21 protein-coding genes, 1 tRNA gene and 1 pseudogene are annotated in these 19,034 nt (G+C 62.8%); 10 read left to right on the top strand and 13 right to left on the bottom strand.

What is annotated here, in order from left to right; translation table 11 throughout:
* Window positions 1-18: 18 nt before the first annotated feature.
* Window positions 19-366, bottom strand: a complete 348-nt coding sequence (locus tag ACGVJ8_RS02180; RefSeq protein WP_025362552.1) for an NAD(P)H-quinone oxidoreductase subunit M — start codon at window positions 364-366, stop codon at window positions 19-21.
* An 88-nt stretch (window positions 367-454) separates the two neighbouring features.
* Between ACGVJ8_RS02180 and pds the strand changes: the two genes are divergently transcribed.
* Together pds and ACGVJ8_RS02170 are read left to right on the top strand one after the other, a co-directional pair.
* Complete coding sequence (pds, locus tag ACGVJ8_RS02175) at window positions 455-1,873, top strand: 15-cis-phytoene desaturase (RefSeq protein WP_392345277.1); 1,419 nt, start codon at window positions 455-457, stop codon at window positions 1,871-1,873.
* A 3-nt stretch (window positions 1,874-1,876) separates the two neighbouring features.
* Entirely contained in the window at window positions 1,877-2,785 is a 909-nt protein-coding gene (locus ACGVJ8_RS02170) for a phytoene synthase (RefSeq protein ID WP_392345276.1), read from the top strand.
* A gap of 65 nt (window positions 2,786-2,850) precedes the next feature.
* Here ACGVJ8_RS02170 and ACGVJ8_RS02165 read toward each other — a convergent pair whose 3' ends face one another.
* Window positions 2,851-3,282 (bottom strand): RNA recognition motif domain-containing protein, encoded by a 432-nt coding sequence (locus tag ACGVJ8_RS02165; protein WP_392345275.1) that lies wholly within the window; start codon window positions 3,280-3,282, stop codon window positions 2,851-2,853.
* A 61-nt stretch (window positions 3,283-3,343) separates the two neighbouring features.
* Window positions 3,344-4,537: a CCA tRNA nucleotidyltransferase gene (locus ACGVJ8_RS02160; RefSeq protein WP_392345274.1), complete on the bottom strand. Its 1,194-nt coding sequence runs from the start codon at window positions 4,535-4,537 to the stop codon at window positions 3,344-3,346.
* Window positions 4,538-4,568: 31 nt separating this feature from the next.
* Between ACGVJ8_RS02160 and ACGVJ8_RS02155 the strand changes: the two genes are divergently transcribed.
* The 3 genes from ACGVJ8_RS02155 to ACGVJ8_RS02145 are packed head-to-tail and all read left to right on the top strand — an operon-like array spanning window position 4,569 to window position 6,015.
* Window positions 4,569-4,820, top strand: coding sequence for a Ycf34 family protein (locus tag ACGVJ8_RS02155; RefSeq protein ID WP_392345273.1), 252 nt, complete (start codon window positions 4,569-4,571; stop codon window positions 4,818-4,820).
* Window positions 4,817-5,440 carry a tRNA (adenosine(37)-N6)-threonylcarbamoyltransferase complex dimerization subunit type 1 TsaB gene (tsaB, locus tag ACGVJ8_RS02150; RefSeq protein WP_392345272.1) on the top strand — a complete coding sequence of 208 codons (624 nt, stop codon included), beginning with the start codon at window positions 4,817-4,819 and terminating at the stop codon, window positions 5,438-5,440. The genes ACGVJ8_RS02155 and tsaB overlap by 4 nt, the downstream gene beginning before the upstream one ends.
* Window positions 5,440-6,015 carry a YdcF family protein gene (locus ACGVJ8_RS02145; protein WP_392345271.1) on the top strand — a complete coding sequence of 192 codons (576 nt, stop codon included), beginning with the start codon at window positions 5,440-5,442 and terminating at the stop codon, window positions 6,013-6,015. Before tsaB ends, ACGVJ8_RS02145 begins: the two co-directional genes overlap by 1 nt.
* Here ACGVJ8_RS02145 and ACGVJ8_RS02140 read toward each other — a convergent pair.
* From ACGVJ8_RS02140 to rpaB, 5 genes are read right to left on the bottom strand one after another with little or no spacing between them, the layout of a single operon-like run.
* On the bottom strand, window positions 5,978-6,631 hold the full coding sequence (locus ACGVJ8_RS02140; protein ID WP_392345270.1) for a lysophospholipid acyltransferase family protein: 654 nt from the start codon (window positions 6,629-6,631) through the stop codon (window positions 5,978-5,980). The genes ACGVJ8_RS02145 and ACGVJ8_RS02140 overlap by 38 nt on opposite strands.
* The gene (gene fabD, locus ACGVJ8_RS02135; RefSeq protein ID WP_392345269.1) at window positions 6,628-7,524 is read right to left on the bottom strand and encodes an ACP S-malonyltransferase; all 897 of its coding nucleotides are present in this window, start codon (window positions 7,522-7,524) and stop codon (window positions 6,628-6,630) included. The genes ACGVJ8_RS02140 and fabD overlap by 4 nt, the downstream gene beginning before the upstream one ends.
* Before the next feature lie 28 nt (window positions 7,525-7,552).
* On the bottom strand, window positions 7,553-8,572 hold the full coding sequence (locus tag ACGVJ8_RS02130) for a beta-ketoacyl-ACP synthase III (RefSeq protein WP_392345268.1): 1,020 nt from the start codon (window positions 8,570-8,572) through the stop codon (window positions 7,553-7,555).
* A 27-nt stretch (window positions 8,573-8,599) separates the two neighbouring features.
* Window positions 8,600-9,919 (bottom strand): phosphate acyltransferase PlsX, encoded by a 1,320-nt coding sequence (gene plsX / locus ACGVJ8_RS02125; protein WP_392345267.1) that lies wholly within the window; start codon window positions 9,917-9,919, stop codon window positions 8,600-8,602.
* A complete protein-coding gene (rpaB, locus tag ACGVJ8_RS02120; RefSeq protein ID WP_025362545.1) occupies window positions 9,900-10,646 on the bottom strand; it encodes a response regulator transcription factor RpaB in 747 nt (248 codons plus the stop codon). The genes plsX and rpaB overlap by 20 nt, the downstream gene beginning before the upstream one ends.
* Before the next feature lie 90 nt (window positions 10,647-10,736).
* Between rpaB and radA the strand changes: the two genes are divergently transcribed.
* Complete coding sequence (gene radA / locus ACGVJ8_RS02115; protein ID WP_392345266.1) at window positions 10,737-12,134, top strand: DNA repair protein RadA; 1,398 nt, start codon at window positions 10,737-10,739, stop codon at window positions 12,132-12,134.
* A 1-nt stretch (window position 12,135) separates the two neighbouring features.
* On the opposite strand, the gene ACGVJ8_RS02110 is transcribed toward radA, so the two are convergent.
* On the bottom strand, window positions 12,136-12,657 hold the full coding sequence (locus ACGVJ8_RS02110; protein WP_006849793.1) for a photosystem I assembly protein Ycf3: 522 nt from the start codon (window positions 12,655-12,657) through the stop codon (window positions 12,136-12,138).
* Between the two features lie 85 nt (window positions 12,658-12,742).
* Here ACGVJ8_RS02110 and ACGVJ8_RS02105 point away from each other — a divergent pair, with 85 nt between their 5' ends.
* From ACGVJ8_RS02105 to ACGVJ8_RS02095, 3 genes are read left to right on the top strand one after another with little or no spacing between them, the layout of a single operon-like run.
* A complete protein-coding gene (locus tag ACGVJ8_RS02105) occupies window positions 12,743-15,052 on the top strand; it encodes a heavy metal translocating P-type ATPase (RefSeq protein ID WP_392345265.1) in 2,310 nt (769 codons plus the stop codon).
* Complete coding sequence (tmk, locus tag ACGVJ8_RS02100) at window positions 15,049-15,678, top strand: dTMP kinase (protein ID WP_392345264.1); 630 nt, start codon at window positions 15,049-15,051, stop codon at window positions 15,676-15,678. Before ACGVJ8_RS02105 ends, tmk begins: the two co-directional genes overlap by 4 nt.
* Window positions 15,675-16,619 carry a DNA polymerase III subunit delta' gene (locus ACGVJ8_RS02095; RefSeq protein WP_392345263.1) on the top strand — a complete coding sequence of 315 codons (945 nt, stop codon included), beginning with the start codon at window positions 15,675-15,677 and terminating at the stop codon, window positions 16,617-16,619. The genes tmk and ACGVJ8_RS02095 overlap by 4 nt, the downstream gene beginning before the upstream one ends.
* A 15-nt stretch (window positions 16,620-16,634) precedes the next feature.
* Here the strand turns inward: ACGVJ8_RS02095 and ACGVJ8_RS02090 are convergent, their stop codons facing one another.
* The 4 genes from ACGVJ8_RS02090 to ACGVJ8_RS02075 all read right to left on the bottom strand — a co-directional run bounded on the left by ACGVJ8_RS02090 (window position 16,635) and on the right by ACGVJ8_RS02075 (window position 18,737).
* Window positions 16,635-17,423, bottom strand: coding sequence for a response regulator transcription factor (locus ACGVJ8_RS02090; protein WP_392345262.1), 789 nt, complete (start codon window positions 17,421-17,423; stop codon window positions 16,635-16,637).
* A 283-nt stretch (window positions 17,424-17,706) separates the two neighbouring features.
* Window positions 17,707-17,778 (bottom strand) — tRNA-Asn (locus ACGVJ8_RS02085).
* A 16-nt stretch (window positions 17,779-17,794) separates the two neighbouring features.
* Complete coding sequence (locus tag ACGVJ8_RS02080; protein WP_392345261.1) at window positions 17,795-18,532, bottom strand: ABC transporter ATP-binding protein; 738 nt, start codon at window positions 18,530-18,532, stop codon at window positions 17,795-17,797.
* Window positions 18,474-18,737 carry a hypothetical protein gene (locus ACGVJ8_RS02075; protein WP_392345278.1) on the bottom strand — a complete coding sequence of 88 codons (264 nt, stop codon included), beginning with the start codon at window positions 18,735-18,737 and terminating at the stop codon, window positions 18,474-18,476. The genes ACGVJ8_RS02080 and ACGVJ8_RS02075 overlap by 59 nt, the downstream gene beginning before the upstream one ends.
* Before the next feature lie 164 nt (window positions 18,738-18,901).
* Between ACGVJ8_RS02075 and ACGVJ8_RS02070 the strand changes: the two are divergent.
* Window positions 18,902-19,034 (top strand): annotated as a pseudogene (locus tag ACGVJ8_RS02070) (photosystem II D2 protein (photosystem q(a) protein)); the annotation flags it as partial.

Raw genomic sequence — 19,034 nt, 5'->3', positions numbered from 1 at the left:
GGTCGTAGCGCGAGCCGGTCACAACAGTTCAGGGGTGCGGGGCAGGCCCATGGAGAAGTTCTGCACGCGGCCATCCGGGTTGTAGCTGAGTTCTCCGGCCTGGAGCAGTTGCCGGATGAATCCCTCCAGGTCTGTACCAATGCGGCGCAGGGTGTAGTCACTCAGTTCGCCGCCGGCTGCGGCATCCACCAGTTCCTTGAAGCGTCCCTGCACCTTGGCGAGGCTGGCGGCATCCCACAGAAATTCGTTGTCGGGATCCAGATCCAAAGTCAGTTGGTCATCCGAAGGAACCAGATCCTCCTCTTGAAGCGCTGCTGTGAACAGGCGTACGTGGCGGGTGGTGCACTTGAGAAGGGTGTCAGCCAAGACGCGCCCACTGGAAAGCTGACACGACTTTAAGAAGCGAACGGGGGTCAAGCCCTTTTAAGGTTGCTTTCACTTTCGAGACGGCCGCATGCGCGTCGCTATTGCCGGAGCTGGTCTTGCTGGACTCTCCTGTGCCAAATACCTGGCGGATGCTGGCCATACCCCCATCGTTGTGGAAGCCAGGGATGTTCTTGGCGGCAAGGTGGCGGCCTGGAAAGACGAGGACGGCGACTGGTACGAAACCGGCCTGCACATCTTTTTCGGGGCCTACCCGAACATGCTGCAGCTGTTCAAAGAGCTGAACATCGAAGACCGGCTGCAGTGGAAGAGCCATTCGATGATCTTCAACCAGCCTGAGGAGCCTGGCACCTACAGCCGCTTTGATTTCCCCGATCTACCGGCACCGGTAAATGGTGTGGCGGCAATTCTGGGGAATAACGACATGCTCACCTGGCCGGAGAAGATCAGCTTCGGCCTGGGACTGGTCCCCGCCATGCTCCGGGGCCAGGGCTACGTCGAAGAGTGCGACAAGTACTCCTGGACGGAGTGGCTGCGGATCCATAACATCCCAAAGCGGGTGAACGATGAGGTGTTCATCGCCATGAGCAAGGCGCTGAATTTCATCGATCCCGATGAAATCTCCGCCACCGTGGTGCTGACGGCCTTGAACCGCTTCCTGCAGGAGAAAAACGGCTCCCAGATGGCGTTCCTGGATGGTGCACCGCCGGAGCGCCTCTGCCAGCCGGTGGTCGAACACATCGAATCACTTGGTGGTGAAGTGCACCTCGACAGTCCCCTGCGTGAGATCAAGCTCAATGCTGATGGTTCGGTGGTGGCCTTCCACATCGGTGGTGTGAAGGGTAAGGAGAGCTTCGATCTCACCGCTGATGCCTACGTCAGTGCCTTGCCGGTGGATCCCTTCAAGCTGCTGCTGCCTAAGCCTTGGAAGCAGATGGAGGTGTTCCAGAAGTTGGATGGGCTCCGGGGTGTCCCTGTGATCAACCTACACCTCTGGTTTGATCGCAAGCTCACCGACATCGACCATCTGTTGTTCAGCCGCTCCCCCCTGCTCAGCGTTTATGCAGACATGAGCATCACCTGTAGGGAGTACGAAGACCCCGACACGTCAATGCTTGAGCTGGTCTTTGCTCCTGCCAAAGACTGGATCGGCCGTCCCGATGAGGAGATCATCGGGGCCACCATGGGTGAGCTCAAGAAGCTGTTCCCGATGCACTTCAGTGGCGACAACCCCGCCACCCTGCGCAAATACAAGGTCGTGAAGACGCCGTTGTCCGTCTACAAGACGACCCCCGGTTGTCAGGAGCTGCGCCCGGATCAAACCACCCCGATCAAGAACTTCTTCCTCGCGGGCGACTACACGATGCAGCGCTATCTCGCCTCGATGGAGGGTGCTGTTCTCAGTGGCAAGCTCTGTGCCGGTGCAGTGGACCGCAAGACAGGTCAGCTGGCATCATCAATCTCTTCCAGTGAGCCTGTGACGGCCTAAGCCATGCCCCTCGCCTCCCCGGATCTCGACGCAGCCTTTGAGGCCTGCCGTCGGGAGACCGCCGAGTGGGCCAAGACGTTCTATATCGGCACCTTGCTTCTCCCTCCGGAGAAGCGGTGTGCCATTTGGGCGATCTATGTGTGGTGCCGACGCACCGACGAGTTGATGGACAGCCCGGAGGCTCAGGCTCGTCCGGTGGAAGAGCTTGCAGAGCGGCTCGACCGCTGGGAGGAGAAGACCCGTGCTCTGTTTGATGGCCGGGTGGAGGACGACCTGGATGCGGTGATGGTGGATACTCTGGAGCGCTTCCCCCAGGGCATTCAGCCTTATCTCGACATGATTGAGGGCCAGCGGATGGACCTCACCTGGACCCGCTACCCCCGCTTTGAAGACCTCAAGCTCTACTGCTATCGCGTGGCAGGCACCGTTGGTCTGATGACCCAGGGAGTGATGGGTGTCGATCAGGCCTACACCTCAGCCCCCTGGAGCGACTGTCCCGACACTTCCGATGCCGCCGTCGCCCTGGGGATCGCCAACCAACTCACCAACATCCTCCGGGATGTGGGGGAAGACCGGGGTCGTGGTCGTATTTATTTGCCGCAGGAAGATCTCGAGCGTTTCGGCTATTCAGAGGACGAGCTGATGGCTGGAACCCTCAACAGCGCCTGGCGTGCGTTGATGCGATTCCAGCTGGAGCGGGCTCGCGATTGGTTCGCTCGCTCCGAAGCTGGAGTCCGTTGGCTGTCCGCTGATGCGCGCTGGCCGGTATGGACGTCGTTGCGGCTGTACCGGGGCATCCTGGATGAAATTGAACGGGTCGATTACGACGTGTTCAATCACCGTGCCTACGTGGCCAAGGTCAACAAGCTGCTTGACCTGCCCCGTTCGTTCGTGTTGGCTCAGTCGCGTTAAAAACCCCTGCCGGTATGACCGGCAGGGGTTGATCTGCTGTTTCCTTCAATCAGATCAGCGGCAGATCAAACCGCTGTCTTCTGGTTGGCAAGGAAATCCTTGAGCTTGGACAGTTCGCCTGCCCAGCGGGGGTCGGGAGCTCCCTCGCTCTTCGCATCGCTGTGGATCACCTTGTTCACGGCCTTGCGGGCCACTTGAGGCTGCCCGGCTGCATTGGGGGCGCCGCGACGGTTGCCACCGGCATTGTTGTCGCGTCGCTCAGAGCGCTCGACCCTCAGGGCGCTGCCACCGAACTCCTTGCCGTTCAGCGCTTCGATCACGGCATCGGCCAGCTTCGGATCGTCCACGTTGGCGAAGCCGAAACCGCGGCATGCACCGGTTTCGCGGTCGAGAACCGACTTGAACCGGATCCCTTCTCCTACCAACTTGATCAGAGCAACCAGCTCCTGTTCTTCAAAGGTCTGCGGCAGGTTGCCGATGTACAGGCGGATACTCATGAAGGAAAGGAAATGCGATTTGTCGGTGTCTGACCGTCATCATTGACACCAGCAAAGTTAATTATAGAGCCTCGCTTTCACGGGCTAAAAAATGTTTGGACTCCTTCAGGGCCTCGCTTGGGGTCTGAATGCGGCCAAAGGCATGTTCAAGCTTCAGATGATGCAGCAGGCGTCCTAGACGGGGGCCGGGTTCGATCTCTAGGGCCGTGAGCAGGCCGTTGCCATCGACCGGAGTTCTGGGGTGGAACAGAGGGTCCTCGGCGTCGCGCCATCGACGCAGCCAGATCCCTTTCTCGGGCATGGGCAGTTGCAGGGCCAGGGCGGGGAGATCCCCCTCCAGCTCCTCGTGCAATTGCAGTCGATCGCTCTCGGGTAGCGACTCCGGTACCTGACCGGTGCGTTGCTGCCAGCCCCGCAGCCGTTTGCAGCGCTGGCGCAGAGCGCGACTGGCTCGGAGTTGGCTTAGACCCTCATCGCTCACCAGGGCCGTCAGCCGCGCCAAGGGCACTGCCGCTGTGGCTTCCTCGCTGCTCAGGCCTTCGATGTTGCTGGGCGGAGGAGGTTGCCCCCCACCCGCCCAGGGGCGCAGCAAGGCCACACGCTTGAGGGCTGCAATTGCCGCGTCGGCATGGTCGCCCCTCAGTAGGCGCTGCAGTTCCGCCAAGATTCGCTCCGGTGCCGCTTCCGGCAACCGTGTGGCGTGGCGTTCAATCCAGCCCAGGGTTTGGCTGGAGATGGTGAGTGGGATTTCCGCCATCAGCCGCAATCCCCGCAGCAGCCGCAGGGGGTCATCGGTGAGATTGGCTTCCGAGACGGCGGTCAGGCACCCCTGCTGGAGATCGCTCCGTCCGCCTGTGGGGTCCCACAGCTCTCCCCAGGGCTGGAGCGACACGGCGATGGCATTGAGCCTGTAGTCGCGTCGCCAGAGGTCGTCTTCGATGCGGTCACCGTCCTGTCGGGCGATGTCGACTGTCCAGCCCCCAAGCACCAGCCGAGCAATGCTCCGTTCCGCATCGAGCACCACACAGGTCCCCTTGAGCTCTTGGGCCAGGGCCTTGGTCAGAGCGATGGCATCCGACGGGACAACAAGGTCAAGATCCGGTTGCTCCTGGAGACGGTCCAGCAAGCCATCCCGCACAGCGCCGCCCACCAGCGCCGTGCCCTCGGGAAGCCGTGCCAGGGGGAGAGGCCACTGGGCTGGCGCCAGTCGCTCTCGCAGTTGGTCAAGCAATGTGTCATTGGAGCCTTGGGCCATCAGAATGGGGGAGTGAACGGCCTCGGGAGGCATGTGCATCTGCGTGGATTGCAGCTGGGTCGACCGTTGTCAGGCTTATCACGCAGTTGAGCGTCAGCATGGTGTTCCGCATCTGGCCCAGACTCCGGATTTTGAGCCAGACGCGCCCCGCATACACGTGTCGGTTATGGATCTCCTCGATGGCCAGGCCGGGATTGAGTGGGATGTGCGTTCCTGCTCCAGCTTTAAGGCAGATCCAGGACGGTGGCAGCGTTGCCGTCCTGGACAGGAGCTGCCCCGATGACGGCTCTGCCGCTGCTGCTCGCTCTGCACAGCTGTTCCGACTGCTTTGGCATGGCGCTGCTGGATCCCCAGAAGCCCGGGGCAGAGACCCTGGTGCAGGTCCATCCGGATGGCCGGGGTCTGTCCAACAGCTTGATTTCGCGGGTTCAGGCGCTCCTGCCGCCTGAGCGTTGGCCTCAGTTGCAGGGCCTTGCCGTAGCGACGGGACCCGGCGGCTTCACCGGCACCCGCCTCACGGTGGTGATGGCCCGCACCCTGGTGCAACAGCTGGATTGCCCCCTGCTGGGGGTGAGCAGTTATGCCTTGATGGCCCCACGCTTGGAGCGGCAACTGCCCCAACCCATGCAGGGGAAACCGTTCTGGATCACCCAGGAGTTGCCCCGGCGGGGGGTGGTGGGTGGTCAGTACCGGATCACGTCTGGGCAGGTTCACGAACTCAGCCTGCCGACCCTGCTGCCGCAGGGGGCATCTCCCCAGCCCGCTGTTGAGGCGCAGCTTGATGTGGAAGCGGATGTCGCGCGGTTGCTGCAGCTGTTGCAGCGCAGCCATGCTGCCGGGGCAGCGATGCCCTGGGCTGAGGTGTTGCCGATCTACCCCACCTCACCTGTTGGACAGGTCTGATGGCGTGCGTACGTACAGGGCTGCTGCTGGGAGCTGGCCTGATGGCCTGGCTGTTGGGGCCCGGCCCGCTGTCGCCCTATCGGCGGGCTCTGTTGGATCGCAGCCCGCCGCAGCTGGTGCTGGTGCTCGGGGGGGATGTGGACCGGGAACGAATGGGTGCCCGGTTGGCGCTTCAGCTCGATCTACCCCTGCTGGTGAGTGGCGGCAGCAACCGTGAGTACGCCGAATGGATGCTCAGTGAGGAGCGCTTCAAGCCCGACCGCGTCACCCTGGACTACCGGGCCCATGACACCCTCAGCAACTTCACCTCTGTGGTGGATGAGCTGCAGGCGGATGGCGTCCGCCACGTGCTGCTGGTGACTAGCGAAGACCACCTGCCCCGCTCCATGGCGGTGGGCCAGGTTGTGGCAGGCAGCCGCGGAATTCAGCTCACCGGCGTTCCTGTGGCCTGCCGCGAGGACTGCACCCAGGAGGGGCGCTTCAAGCAATGGAGTGATTGGCTTCGCGCGGTGGCGTGGGTGATGACCGGTCGCGACCTCAGGGATGCTGCGGACCCTGATCCAGCAGGGCGTTGATGCGTTTCTGCAGCAGGGCGGTGGTGGCATCCAGATCAGGCCTGCGGCGACTTGCCGGGGCTGGGATGGGGTCGCCGATGCGCAGCTGAATCGGCACCAGGCGCGGCCAGCTGCGCCCGCTGCCCAAGGCGCGGTGGCTGTTGCAGATGGCCACCGGCAGCAGCGGTGCTCCCGTGCGAGTCGCCAGCAGGGCCGCTCCGGGGAGTGGGTTGTTGATCCGGCCGTCGCTCTGTCGGGTGCCGTCCAGAAACACCCCAGTGGCCCAGCCTTCTTCGAGTCGAGCCGTTGCGGTGCGGATCGCATCGCGATCGCTGGCACCCCGCCGCACGGGGTAAGCACCACAGGCCCGGATCACGCGTCCCAGTAGCGGGATGCGGAACAGTTCCGCCTTGGCCATGAAGGCCACGGGGCGCCCCAGGGCATGGCCCAGCAAGGGCGGGTCTAGGTGCGAGCCATGGTTGGCCACCACTACGAGGGGCCCTTGCATGGGCACTCGAGTGTTGCCGACGGTCGATCCGCGGAACAGCAAGCGGAAGACCGGGAACACCAGCAGGCTGCTGACCAGCCGGTAGGTGAGGCTCGGCTTGGGGGTTCGGACCAGGCTGGAGTGACTCACTGTCCGAGGTCTCCAGCCCCGGAGATCTGGGCGGTGGTGACCTCTCCCATACTGCGTTTGGCCAAGCCGCTGAGCACGTTGCCTGGGCCGATTTCCACCAGGGTATCCACGCCGCTGTCGGTCATGACCGACATGGTTTCGCGCCAGCGCACGCCGGTGGTCATCTGCTGCTTCAGGCGCTGTTTGAGCTCGTCCGCATTGGTGCTAGCACTGGCGGCGCTGTTGCTGAGCACCGGAACGCGGGCATCTAGGAAGGGCACGTTGTCCAGCTCGGCGGCGAAGCGCTCAGCAGCCTCCGCCATGAACGGGGAGTGGAAGGCTCCGGAGACGGCCAGAGGGATAGCGCGCTTGCATTTCAGGGCTCCACTCACGCTTTCCACGGCCTCTGGAGAGCCAGAGATCACCACCTGAGCATCGCTGTTGTCGTTGGCAATGCTGACGCCGTCCGTGGCGGCCACCAGATCGTCCAGCTGAGAGCGATCGAAGCCGATCACAGCCGTCATGGCGCCGCCTCCGGCGTTCGCCATCAGTTCTGAGCGGGTTTTCATCAGCTGCAGACCGGTCTCCAGCCTAAACACCCCTGCGCTGTAAAGAGCAACCAGCTCGCCCAGGCTGTGGCCGGCCACCAGTGCAGGCTCGCGGCCCTGCTGCTGAAGGTTGTCGGACAGTACTGATTCGATCACGAACAGGGCGGGCTGGGTGTTGCGGGTGTCGTTGAGGTCATCCGGGCCATCACCACCGCCGTTTTCCCCCTGGCAGATCGCCAGCAGGTCACGCCCCAGCAGCTCGGAGGCCATGGCGAAACGCTCGCGGCTGCCTTCGATGCTGAGCAGCGCTTCTGCCATGCCCACCTTTTGAGAGCCCTGACCGGGAAAGACCCAGGCGATCACCATTGCTGTGTTCTGCAGACCGTGCCGGAGATTAGGCGGGCCCGCTCCAGCGGAAGAGGGCTGCACCCCAGCTTAATCCCGCACCGAATCCACTACTGGCGATGCGGTGACCGGGTTGGATGCGTCCATCGCGCACGGCTTCATCCAGCATCAGGGGAATGGTGGCTGCCGATGTGTTGCCGTAGTGGGCCAGGTTGCTGAGCACTTTTTCGGACGGTACCGAGAAGCGATCCGCCACGGCATCAAGGATGCGCTGGTTGGCCTGATGCAGTAGCAGCCAATCCAGGGAATCTGCGGCAACACCCCCCTGAGCAAGCAGCTTCTCGAGAATCGCCGGCACCTCGCGCACCGCAAATTTGTAAACCTCTTGCCCGTTCATCTGAATGGGGTCGAAGCCGCCACACTGATGGCTGGCGTCCCCCACCAGGGGCTGGCGCTGGCTCACCTGGGGGAGCTGGAGTACCTCGCCGCGGCTGCCATCGGAGCGCAACAGGAATCCACCGATATCATCCTGACCGTTCTCTGAAGCTTCCAGCACCACGGCACCAGCCGCATCACCGAAGAGAACGCAGGAGCGTCGATCGTCCCAGTTCACCCAGCGGCTGAGTTGATCGGCCCCCACCACGAGGATGCGGCGCATCGCCCCACTGCGCAGGTACTGGGCGGCGGTAACAACGGCGAAGAGAAAGCCGCTGCAAGCAGCGGTGAGATCAAAGGCCGCGGCATTGGTGGCGCTGAGGCGCGCCTGCAGCCGTGGCGCTGAACCGAACAGGTCGTCTGGGGTGGAGGTGGCCAACAGGATCAGATCAATGCTGTCGGCAGACCAACCGGCCATCTCCAGGGCCCGTTCCGCCGCCAGTCCGCTCAGTTCTGTCAGGGATTCCTCGTTGTTGACTACCCGTCGCGCGGCAATGCCGGTGCGACTGCGTATCCATTCGTCACTCGTCTCAACCCGCTGGCCAAGCTCAGCGTTGCTGATCGAGCGGCTGGGCGTCGCGCTGCCAGACCCTCGGAACAACACCCCCCGGGTTGTGCTGAGCGGCTCGACCAAGGCGGAGGTTGATTGACATCGCGTCAGTCAATCACAACCCTGTTGCAGCGTAGCGAGATCCTCCATCACCCCATGGCTGGCTGCGGAGTGGGCAATGCGCAGGGCACTGACCACTGAGAGGGCCTTGCTGCTGCCGTGGCCGATCACGGAAATGCCGTTCACACCAAGCAACAGAGCTCCACCGTGCTCGGCATGGTCGAGCCGCTTCTTGATGCGCTTCAGGTTGCTGCGCAGAAACGCTGATCCAACCTTGCCGCGACGACCTCGGGGCAACTCCGCCCGCAGCACCCCCAGTAGAACACTGCCGACGGACTCCAGGAACTTGAGCAGCACATTGCCGGTGAATCCATCGCAGACCACCACATCGAAGTCGCCCGAAAGCACATCCCGGCCTTCGCAGTTGCCGGCGAAGTGGAGTCTGGATTCGTCCCGCAGCAATTCGTAGGTCTTTAAGGAGAGATCGTTCCCCTTGCACTCCTCCTCGCCAATGTTCAGTAGTCCGATGCGTGGGCGTTTCACCTGCAGCACATCCCGGCTGTAGATGTTCCCCAGCAGGGCGAACTGGTGCAAATAGGTGGGTTTGCAGTCCATGTTGGCGCCCACATCGAGCACCAACACCGGCTTGCCTGGATCCTTGGTGGGGAACAGGGCACCGATGGCGGGGCGGTCGATGCCCTTCAGACGTCCCAGTCGAAAAATCGCTGAGGCCATCACCGCACCGGAATTGCCGGCGGAGTACACCGCCAGGGCCTCGCCTTTCTTCACGAGGTCCATGGCCACATTGATGCTGGCGTCCCGTTTGCGCCGCACCGCCGTGGCTTCGTCATCCATGCCGATGGAGGGGCCACTGGCCACTAGATCCAGATGTCCTGCTGCACACGCACTCTCCAAGGCTTCGCGCAGGCCGAGGCTGTTGGCGGCGGCCATCACCCGTTCAATTTCCCCCACGAAGCGGATCTTCAGCGGCAGCCGGTCAATGGCGTCCAGGCATCCCTCCAGGATCGGCCCCGGCGCATGGTCCCCGCCCATGCCATCGACGGCCACCCAGAGACGCTCCGCATCGTCGATCTCATCGGTATCGGTGGCCCCCTGCAGCCAGCGCAGGGGATCGAACACCAGCGGTTGGAGCACGCTGCTAGCCACCGTGCCGGCTCCGGAGACAACGGTTTCCGCCACGTTGCCCGCCATCGAACCTGCTGCCGTTGCTGAGTTGGCAGCGCCATCGACGATGGTTGTGACGGCGGCGTTGCGCCGATACCAAATCACCAGGCGACGGATCGCCCGAGGACGGTTTGCTTTATGCCGCGGCTGAGGGGCCGGGGTGGAATCAGGGTCCTTCGGAGGCAACGGAATCGACGATGCGCTGGAACAGGTAGCCGGTGCCCCGAGCTGTGAGGATCAACTCGGGATTGGCAGGATCATCCTCCAATTTGGAGCGCAGACGTGAGATATGAACATCCACCACACGGGTGTCCACGTGGCGCTCTGGGGTGTAACCCCACACCTCTTTGAGGATTTCGCCGCGGTTGAACGGTTCGCCGGAACGGCTTACCAGCAATTCCAACAGGCTGAATTCCATCCCCGTTAGGCGGATGCGTTCATCGCCACGGAACACCTGGCGTTTGTTGGTGTCGATGCGCAGGTCACTGACCTGGATGACGCCTGAGTTGGGAATGCCCGCCACCTGCTCCTTCTCGACGCGTCGCAGCACGCAGCGAATGCGGGCTTCCAGCTCCTTCGGGCTGAAGGGCTTCACTACATAGTCATCGGCGCCGAGCTCAAGCCCGGTGATTCGGTCGGCCACGTCGCCGAGGGCCGTCAGCATCACGATGGGAACGTCGGATTCCTTGCGCAGCTCTTGGCAGACCCCATAGCCGTCCAGCTTTGGCATCATCACGTCCAGCACCACCAGGTCGGGCGTGCAGGTAGGGAACAATTCCAGAGCTTCCGTACCGTCGCAGGCAGTCACGACATTGTACCCGATCATGGATAAACGAGTTTCCAGGATCCGTCGGATCGATGCCTCGTCGTCGACCACGAGGATCGTTTCCTTGGTGGGAGCCGTGGCCGTCATGGGCACCGAGGCGTTAGTCACTTCTCGCCACAAATAAAAGGGCAGCCCCCTGCTTCGTTCATTCAACGGCAACTTTCTTCACAGTCCGCAGTGCCCAAATCCACCGCTGTTTTCATCTGTCAGGTCTGTGGAGCCCGTGCCCGACAGTTCTTTGGTCGTTGCCCGGAGTGCGGCAGCTGGAATTCGCTGGTGGAGCAATCCCAGCCTGCCGACGATGGTCGTCGCCGCCGCAGTGCTCCGGATCCGGAGCTGGCCGCTGCCCCGCGACGGTCCACGGCCATGGCCTCGCTGGAGGATCAGCCGCTGCAGCGGCTGGCGACCGGGTCGGCTGAATTTGACCGCGTTCTGGGTGGTGGTCTGGTTCCCGGTTCGCTGGTGCTGGTGGGAGGCGATCCGGGCATCGGCAAGAGCACACTGCTGCTGCAAAGCGCCTCAGCGATGGCGGCCGCTGCTTCGGTGCTCTATGTGAGTGCTGAGGAATCAGCGCAGCAGGTGAAGCTGCGCTGGCAGCGGCTTGCCGGGGGGGCATCGGAGCTGCAGTTGCTGGCCGAAACCAATCTGGAACTGGTGCTGGAGGAGTTGGAGGCCTTGCGCCCCGCTGTGGCGATCATCGACAGCATCCAGGCGTTGCATGACGCCAACCTCACCAGTGCGCCGGGGTCCGTCGGTCAGGTGCGTGAATGTGCGGCCGCTCTGCAACGGCTGGCCAAACGCCAGAACATCTCGTTGTTGGTGGTGGGCCACGTCACCAAAGAAGGCATGTTGGCCGGCCCGAAGGTGTTGGAACACCTTGTGGATGCGGTGCTCACCTTCGAGGGGGATCGCTTCGCCAGTCATCGCCTGCTACGGGCCGTCAAGAACCGCTTCGGTGCCACCCATGAGTTGGGTCTGTTTGAGATGCAAAGCGGTGGTCTGGCCGAGGTGGGCAACCCCAGTGAGCTGTTCCTCAGCGATGCCCGCGCTTCCGGTGTCGCCACGATCGTGGCCTGTGAAGGCACGCGTTCGTTGGTGGTGGATCTGCAGGCCTTGGTGAACGTCACCAGCTATGCCAGTCCGCGCCGCACGGCCACAGGGATCGGAACCAACCGTCTGCACCAGATCCTCGCGGTGCTGGAGAAGCACATGGGACTGCCGCTCTCCCGCTTCGACTGCTATCTGGCCGTTGCCGGCGGCCTTGAGGTGGAGGAACCGGCGGCCGATCTGGGAGTGGCTACAGCAGTGGTGGCCAGTTTCAGAGATCTCACCCTGCCTGCGGGCACGGTGTTGATTGGCGAGCTCGGTTTGGGGGGGCAGTTGCGCCCTGTGGGGCAGCTGGAGCTTCGGCTGCAGGAAGCGGCCCGGCTGGGGTTCCAGCGGGCCGTCGTTCCCCGGGGCAGTGGCCTGGGCGATCTGGCCTCGGGTTTGGATCTCGCTCTTCTGGAGGCCGACAGCGTCACCGAGGCCCTGGTGCTGGCACTCGGTGATGCCGTGCAGCCCGACCAGGACTGATTCAGAAGTAAACGTCGACGTTGCTACGGCCCGTGGACTTCAGCCAGTTCTCGATATCGAGATAACCGCCGGGATTGAGGCGCACGGCCTGGGTCCAGACGTCAGCGGCCTGGTCAAACCAGCGATCCGCTGCGTCCTGCTCACCGCCTTCCTCGGCGATGCGGCCCCACTTCTCGTAAATCAGCCCCATGTTCTTTAGGCAGGAGGGCTGGTTCGGGTTTTCCTCGAGTGCCTTGCGGTAGGTCTCGATCGCCCGCTCCTCCTCGCCGTTGGACATGTAAATGATGGCCATGTTCTTAAGGGTTTCGCTCCGGTCGGTGGAGTTCTCCTCAAGCTTCAGGGCCTCCTCGTAGTTCTCCAGCGCTTCGGCGTAGTCACCATCGTTCTGGGCGGAGAGGCCATCCCGGTAGTAGACGTAGGCCTCCTTGGAGCGGGCATTGATCGGCAACAGCTTGACGATCAGGTCCGCCATCACCGTGAAGCTCTTGTCAATGAAGTTGTCGTTGCGGTTGCTGCGGGGCACGGCGCTCCGGCGGACGGGCCCCCATCCTGACGGGACCGGAGCCCGACCTAGCCTGCTCGTAAAGATCCCTGTTGCGTAAACACCTGTGAGCCCTGCGGTTCAGACCGTCGTCCTGGATGTGGAAGGGATGAAATGCGGCGGTTGCGTCCGCGCTGTGGAAACCACCCTGCTGGATCAGCCCGGTGTCCAGCGCGCTGATGTGAATCTGGTCAGCCGCTCGGCCTGGCTCGATCTCACTGCCGGTGAGAGTGATGTGGATGGTGTCTTGAAAGCCCTTGCAGACAGGGGCTTCCCGGCCAAGGAGCGTTCCCTGGATGCCCCGATCGGAGCGGTGGCTGCCGGGCAGGCGCTGCCGGGCTGGTGGCCGCAATGGCGACAGCTGATGGTGGCCCTGGTGCTGCTGTTGCTGTCGGTGCTGGGGCATCTCAGCGAGGCAGGTCACCTGTCGCTTCCCCTGATTGGCACCCTGCCTTTTCACGCCACGCTGGCTACGGTGGCTCTGCTGGGACCGGGCCGTCCGATCCTGATGGGTGGTGTTGCGGTGGCTCGAGCCGGGGCTCCCAGCATGGATTCCCTCGTGGGCCTGGGGATGAGCAGTGCCTATGTGGCCAGCCTGGTGGCCTTGGTCTGGCCCCAGGTGGGTTGGCCCTGCTTTTTCAATGAACCGGTGATGTTGCTGGGGTTCGTCCTGCTGGGACGTTTCCTGGAGGAACGGGCCCGTTTTCGGACTGGTCAGGCCCTTCATCAATTGGCCGAGCTCCAGCCAAACACCGCGCGCCTGCTGTTGACCGATGGGGCGATTCGTGAGGTGCGCGTTGGCGCTCTTCGACCCGGCGAAACTGTGCAGTTGCTGGCCGGTGACCGCATTCCGGTGGATGGGATGGTGCTTGAGGGGGCCTCGGCCGTTGACGTGTCCAGCCTCACCGGTGAGCCTTTGCCTCTGCAGGCGGAGCCTGGCACGGAGCTGTCCTCCGGCAGCCTCAATCTGGAGTCAACTCTGGTGCTAAAGGTTACCCGTGTCGGTGCTGAAACTGCCCTGGCCCGGATCATTCGTCTGGTGGAGCAAGCTCAGGCCCGTCGGGCCCCCATCCAAGGCCTGGCCGATCGTGTGGCTGGCCGCTTCTGTTACGGCGTTATCGGCTTGGCCCTCGCCACGTTTTTGTTTTGGTGGTTGTTCGGTGCCGAGCACTGGCCTGAGGTCCTGCAAGCTTCAGCACCTGGGATGCCGATGACCCATGAGATGTCCCATGGCATGCATCACAGTGGCTTGGGCAGTGGAGCTAGCACTCCGATCGGTCTGGCCCTGCAACTGTCGATTGCGGTGCTGGTGGTCGCCTGCCCCTGTGCCCTCGGTCTGGCGACCCCCACCGTGATCACGGTAGCCACTGGCCTGGCGGCACGGCGCGGCTGGCTATTCCGTGGTGGTGATGTGATCGAAACCGCCGCCGGTTTGGAGCATGTGGTCTTCGACAAGACCGGCACCCTTACCTTGGGTCGTCCCTTGGTGACCGATGTGTACGGGGATGACCCGGATCACTTGTTGCAGCTCGCGGCGAGCCTGGAGCAAAGCAGCCGACACCCCTTGGCCTACGCCCTGCTGCAGGAGGCTCAGGGCCGGGAGCTCGCTCTGCTGGAGTGCGAGGACGTTCGCACCGTGTCCGGCCAGGGGCTGGAGGGCCACCTGGACGGTGCATCGGCTCGGGTGCGTGTGGGCAAGCTCGACTGGTTGGTGGAGCATGGTGTTGCCATTGCCCCCGCAGCCCAGGACTGGCTCTCTGCCGCTGAAGGCTCGGTGGTGGCTGTGGCTGTGGGAGATGTTCTGGTGGGCCTGGTGCAGATCCAGGATCAGATACGCCCGGATGTTGCTCCGGCGCTGCAACGCCTGCGCTCTCACGGTCTGGCGCTTTCGGTGTTCAGTGGTGATCGGCAGGCGGCTGTGCAGCGCCTTGGTCAGCAGCTGGGTTTTGTCGCTAAAGATCTGGGCTGGCAGATGCTGCCGGAGCAGAAGTTGCAACGCCTCGAGCAGCTGCGGCAGGCGGAGCGGGTGGCGATGGTGGGCGACGGCATCAACGATGCGCCGGCCCTGGCCGCGGCTGATCTTGGGATTGCCATTGGCACCGGAACCCAGATCGCTCAAGACTCCGCTGGTCTGGTGTTGCTCGGCGATCGGCTCGACAATCTGCCCGAAGCCCTCAGTCTGGCGCGCCGCACCTTGATGAAGGTGCGGCAAAACCTGTTCTGGGCTTTCGGTTACAACCTCATCGTTCTCCCGGTGGCCGCCGGTGCCCTGCTCCCCAGCCATGGGGTGCTGCTGTCGCCCCCGCTGGCGGCGCTGCTGATGGCCTTGAGCTCGATCACTGTGGTGCTCAATGCCCTGGCTCTTCGCTTGCCATGACAGCTCGCTTCATTGTTCTGGAGGGCATCGATGGCTGCGGTAAGACCACGCAGATCCAGCATCTGGTCGAGTGGTTGCCCAACAGCGGTCTGATGCCGAAGGGCGCTGCCCTGGTCTGCACCCGTGAGCCGGGAGGCACTCCCCTGGGGCGCTCGATTCGTGAACTCCTGCTGCACACGGCAGACCAGGAGGCACCAGCTCCCACCGCTGAACTGCTGCTGTATGCCGCCGATCGGGCTCAGCATGTTGAAACGTTGATCTGTCCTGCTCTGGAGCGTGGCGATTGGGTGATCAGCGATCGTTTCTCGGGATCGACCCTCGCCTATCAAGGCTATGGCCGTGGTTTGGATCGGGACTTGATTCAGCGGCTCGAACGGATCGCCACCACGGGGCTGCAGCCCGATCTCACCTTCTGGCTGAGCCTTTCTGTTCAAGAGAGTCTGCGGCGCCGTGTCGGGGACAAAAAGGACCGCATCGAAGCCGAGGGGGCCGCATTCCTGGAGCGGGTTGCGCGGGGTTTTGCCCAGTTGGCCCAGCAGCGTTCCTGGTGCGCCATCGCTGCAGATCAGTCAGCCAGTGCTGTTCGTGCTGCTCTGGAACGTCAGCTTCAGGAGCATCTGGCTTGAGCGTGCTGTTTGAGGATCTGATCGGCCAGTCCCTCGCCGTTAATCTGCTTACGGCAGCCCTGGCCCAGGAACGCGTGGCCCCGGCATACCTCTTTGCCGGTCCTGAAGGAGTGGGACGCCAGTTGGCGGCGGTGCGTTTTCTGGAGGGACTGCTGGCCGATGGTCAGCCCTCGGCGCGGGAACGCCGACGCCTGCTGGAGCGCAATCACCCTGACCTGCTTTGGGTCGAACCCACCTATCAGCATCAGGGCCGTTTGCTGACCCGCGCCGAAGCCGAGGAAGCGGGGCTCAGCCGCCGCACCCCGCCCCAGTTGCGGTTGGAGCAGATTCGCCACATTAGACGGTATCTGTCACGGCAGCCGGTGGAGGCGAAGCGCGGCATGGTCGTAATTGAGGCCGCCGAGGCGATGGCGGAAGCGGCGGCCAATGCCTTGCTGAAAACGCTGGAGGAACCCGGCCATGGGGTGCTGATTCTGTTGTCGTCAGCCCCCGAGCGGCTGCTCAGCACGATTCGCTCCCGTTGTCAGTTGATCCGTTTCCTCCGGCTCAACCCCGAGGCCATGGCTCAGGTGTTCGAGCGCACCGGTGCCACAGCTCAGGATGCCCCCGAACTTCTGGCCCTGGCTGCCGGGTCTCCAGGCGCCCTGATCGACCATCGCCGCAGTCTGGCTGGTCTGTCCCAGGAGTTGGTTCAGCGCCTCGATTCGCTTCCCGCCTCTCCAATGGAGGCGCTGGCGTTGGCACGCGATCTCTGCGAAGTTCTCGATGGCGAGCAGCAGCTGTGGTTGATCGGCTGGTGGCAGCATCGGCTCTGGCGCTCCGGCAGTTCCGCCTCAAGGCTCAAGAGCTTGGACACGCTGCGCGGCCAACTGCTTTCGTTCGTTCAGCCGCGATTGGCCTGGGAGGTGGCGCTGCTCGACCTCACGCCATCCGTCTCCTAGGTGCACTAACGGCGATCAGGCCGAGGCTCGATCGCTTTGCTGCTTGCGCTCTTCGCGTGCCATGGCCACCACGTCCTCCAGGCCATCCATCTGGGTGCTGGTAGGCAGCTCCAGGCAATAGCCCGCTCCATACACCGTCTTGATGAAGCGTGGCTTGCGCGGATCGGGTTCCAGCTTGGTGCGCAGGTGCCTGACGTGCACGCGAATGGTCTCGATGTCGTCATCGGGCTCGTAGCCCCACACCTCTTTGAGGATCAACGAGGGGGCGACGGTCTGACCGTGACGCTGCAGCAGGCAATGGAGCAGTTCGAACTCCAGGTGCGTTAGTCGCACGGGTTGATCGAACCAGATGGCTTCAAAGCGCTCGGGCACCAGGGTGAGAGGCCCGTAGCTGAGAATTTCGTTGTGGTTGGTGGTTCCAACGGGCGCTCGGTCACTGCGACGCAGCAGGGCTTTGACCCTCACCTGAAGCTCCTCCAGGTCGAACGGTTTGGTCAGATAATCGTCGGCTCCGGAATTGAAACCGCTCACCTTGTCTTTGGTGCCGCCGAGAGCCGTGAGCATCAGGATCGGAATCCCAGCGGTGCGGTCGTCGCGCCGTAGGCGCTGACACAAGGTGAGGCCGTCCACTTTGGGCAGCATCAGATCCAGCAGGATTAGATCCGGGGTGTATTGCAGCGCGAGGGCCTGACCTTTGATGCCATCGTCGGCGCGTTGCACATCGAAGCCGCTGTGCTCCAAATGGCCGCTGACCAGGTCGCGCATGTCCTGGTCATCTTCGATTAGCAGGATGCAGGGCTTCATCGGTTCGGCGGCAATTCGGCTGGAGAAACAACGAGCGCTTGTCTATAGGGATTAACGCTGGACGGATTCTCTCAAGCTTTTCAAGTGTCTGCGGATTTTCAACAAAGAGCCCATCAGGGGCTTGGTTGTCTCAGATCGCATGCAGGAACAGCGATCTGGAGGCTTTTTTCAGTTGTCTTTCGCCGGTGGCTGTTTAGGAAGTCTTTCGCTTCGGGCAATCACCCGTCACGAAATTTCTTTTTTCGTCAATAAAAAAGCCACAGCATGAGCTGTGGCTTCAAAGCTCCCCGGGCGGGATTCGAACCTGCGACCAATCGATTAACAGTCGACCGCTCTACCGCTGAGCTACCGAGGAATGAGACCAAGAGACCTTACCCCTCGAATGTGCCGCCCTGCAAGCGCCGTTGCAGTTCTGTTCCCCGGGTCCATGGCCCAATCCGACCGTCCTGCATGCGGGCGGCGCCATCGGCGAAGGCCAATTCCCCGAGCCTGTGGGTAATCCACAGCGCCGTGATCGGATTAACAGGGTCTTTGCAAAGCCGTTGCACGGTGGTCAGCACCGTTGTTTGGCTGCTGGGATCCAGCAGGGCGGTCGGTTCGTCGAGCAGCAATAACCCGGTGTCACTCGCCAGGGCTCCGGCAATGGCCAGGCGCTGTTTCTGGCCGCCGCTGAGGCTGTGAATCGGCCGCTTCTCCAGTTTGGCGAGGCCGAGCTGGCTCAGCAGGTCGCGTACGGTACTCAGGCGATGCTGCTGGGGCCCTTCAGGGTCCATTCCCAGCATCAGATCGCTGCCGCAACTGGGGAGCAGCAGCTGATGGTCTGGGTTTTGAAACACCAAGGCCGTTTTGGTGCGGCAGGCGATGCATCCGCTCTGGAGTTCCAGAAGTCCGGAAATCAGGCGAAACAGGGTACTTTTGCCGCTTCCGTTGCTGCCCACCAGCATCCAAAGGCCTGGGCCAGGACTGACCAGGTTGCAACAATTGAGGGTCTGTTGGCCGTTCGGCCAGCGGTGGCTGACGGCCTCAACGCTCAGTTCGGCGGTCGAGGTGTCACGAATCAAAGGAAAAGCCGGGACGCTTGCTGCCACCCGCTGCCGAAGCTTTCTCATAAAGCTGGACGGCGAGAACCTCACTGACCAGCAGCGTTACTTTCTTGCCTTCCACTTTCTCGCAGGTGAGCTCCAGCAGCCGCGGTTGACCGTTCTCGAGGGCTTGGCAGATCTGCTGATACAGCGCATCGGCATCTGCATGCTCCTTGCGCTGAACAGACACTGGGACAGGACTCATGCGCAGGGCCAGTTCGATGACGTACACAGCGTTGGAAAGAAGTGATGCGTCATTTTCGCGGAAGGACCGGAATCCCGTCGGTCCAAAAATGCGCATTTCTACTCATCCCCTCGAAATGGGTGCGGGGAGCCGCCACATTTTGATGATCACCCCTTAGGCTCTTTCATGTAACGGATCATGAAGCACCTCTCATGACGATCGCTGTAGGACGCGCGCCACAGCGGGGATGGTTTGACGTCCTCGATGACTGGCTCAAGCGCGACCGCTTCGTTTTTGTCGGCTGGTCCGGCATTCTTCTTCTCCCAACGGCCTACCTGGCCATCG

This window comes from Parasynechococcus sp. (assembly GCF_042954245.1).
GTDB lineage: Bacteria > Cyanobacteriota > Cyanobacteriia > PCC-6307 > Cyanobiaceae > Parasynechococcus.
This window is presented reverse-complemented; position numbering and strand designations above follow the sequence as displayed.

Bases quoted from the DNA above. Each gene is read 5' to 3' on its own strand.
- tsaB (WP_392345272.1), top strand. From the start codon at position 4,817: ATGACGGCTCTGCCGCTGCTGCTCGCTCTGCACAGCTGTTCCGACTGC.
- pds (WP_392345277.1), top strand. From the start codon at position 455: ATGCGCGTCGCTATTGCCGGAGCTGGTCTTGCTGGACTCTCCTGTGCC.
- ACGVJ8_RS02165 (WP_392345275.1), bottom strand. From the start codon at position 3,282: ATGAGTATCCGCCTGTACATCGGCAACCTGCCGCAGACCTTTGAAGAA.
- rpaB (WP_025362545.1), bottom strand. From the start codon at position 10,646: ATGACGGCCACGGCTCCCACCAAGGAAACGATCCTCGTGGTCGACGAC.
- ACGVJ8_RS02170 (WP_392345276.1), top strand. From the start codon at position 1,877: ATGCCCCTCGCCTCCCCGGATCTCGACGCAGCCTTTGAGGCCTGCCGT.
- ACGVJ8_RS02160 (WP_392345274.1), bottom strand. From the start codon at position 4,537: ATGGCCCAAGGCTCCAATGACACATTGCTTGACCAACTGCGAGAGCGA.
- ACGVJ8_RS02145 (WP_392345271.1), top strand. From the start codon at position 5,440: ATGGCGTGCGTACGTACAGGGCTGCTGCTGGGAGCTGGCCTGATGGCC.
- ACGVJ8_RS02155 (WP_392345273.1), top strand. From the start codon at position 4,569: ATGTGCATCTGCGTGGATTGCAGCTGGGTCGACCGTTGTCAGGCTTAT.
- fabD (WP_392345269.1), bottom strand. From the start codon at position 7,524: ATGGTGATCGCCTGGGTCTTTCCCGGTCAGGGCTCTCAAAAGGTGGGC.
- tmk (WP_392345264.1), top strand. From the start codon at position 15,049: ATGACAGCTCGCTTCATTGTTCTGGAGGGCATCGATGGCTGCGGTAAG.
- ACGVJ8_RS02090 (WP_392345262.1), bottom strand. From the start codon at position 17,423: ATGAAGCCCTGCATCCTGCTAATCGAAGATGACCAGGACATGCGCGAC.
- ACGVJ8_RS02080 (WP_392345261.1), bottom strand. From the start codon at position 18,532: ATGAGAAAGCTTCGGCAGCGGGTGGCAGCAAGCGTCCCGGCTTTTCCT.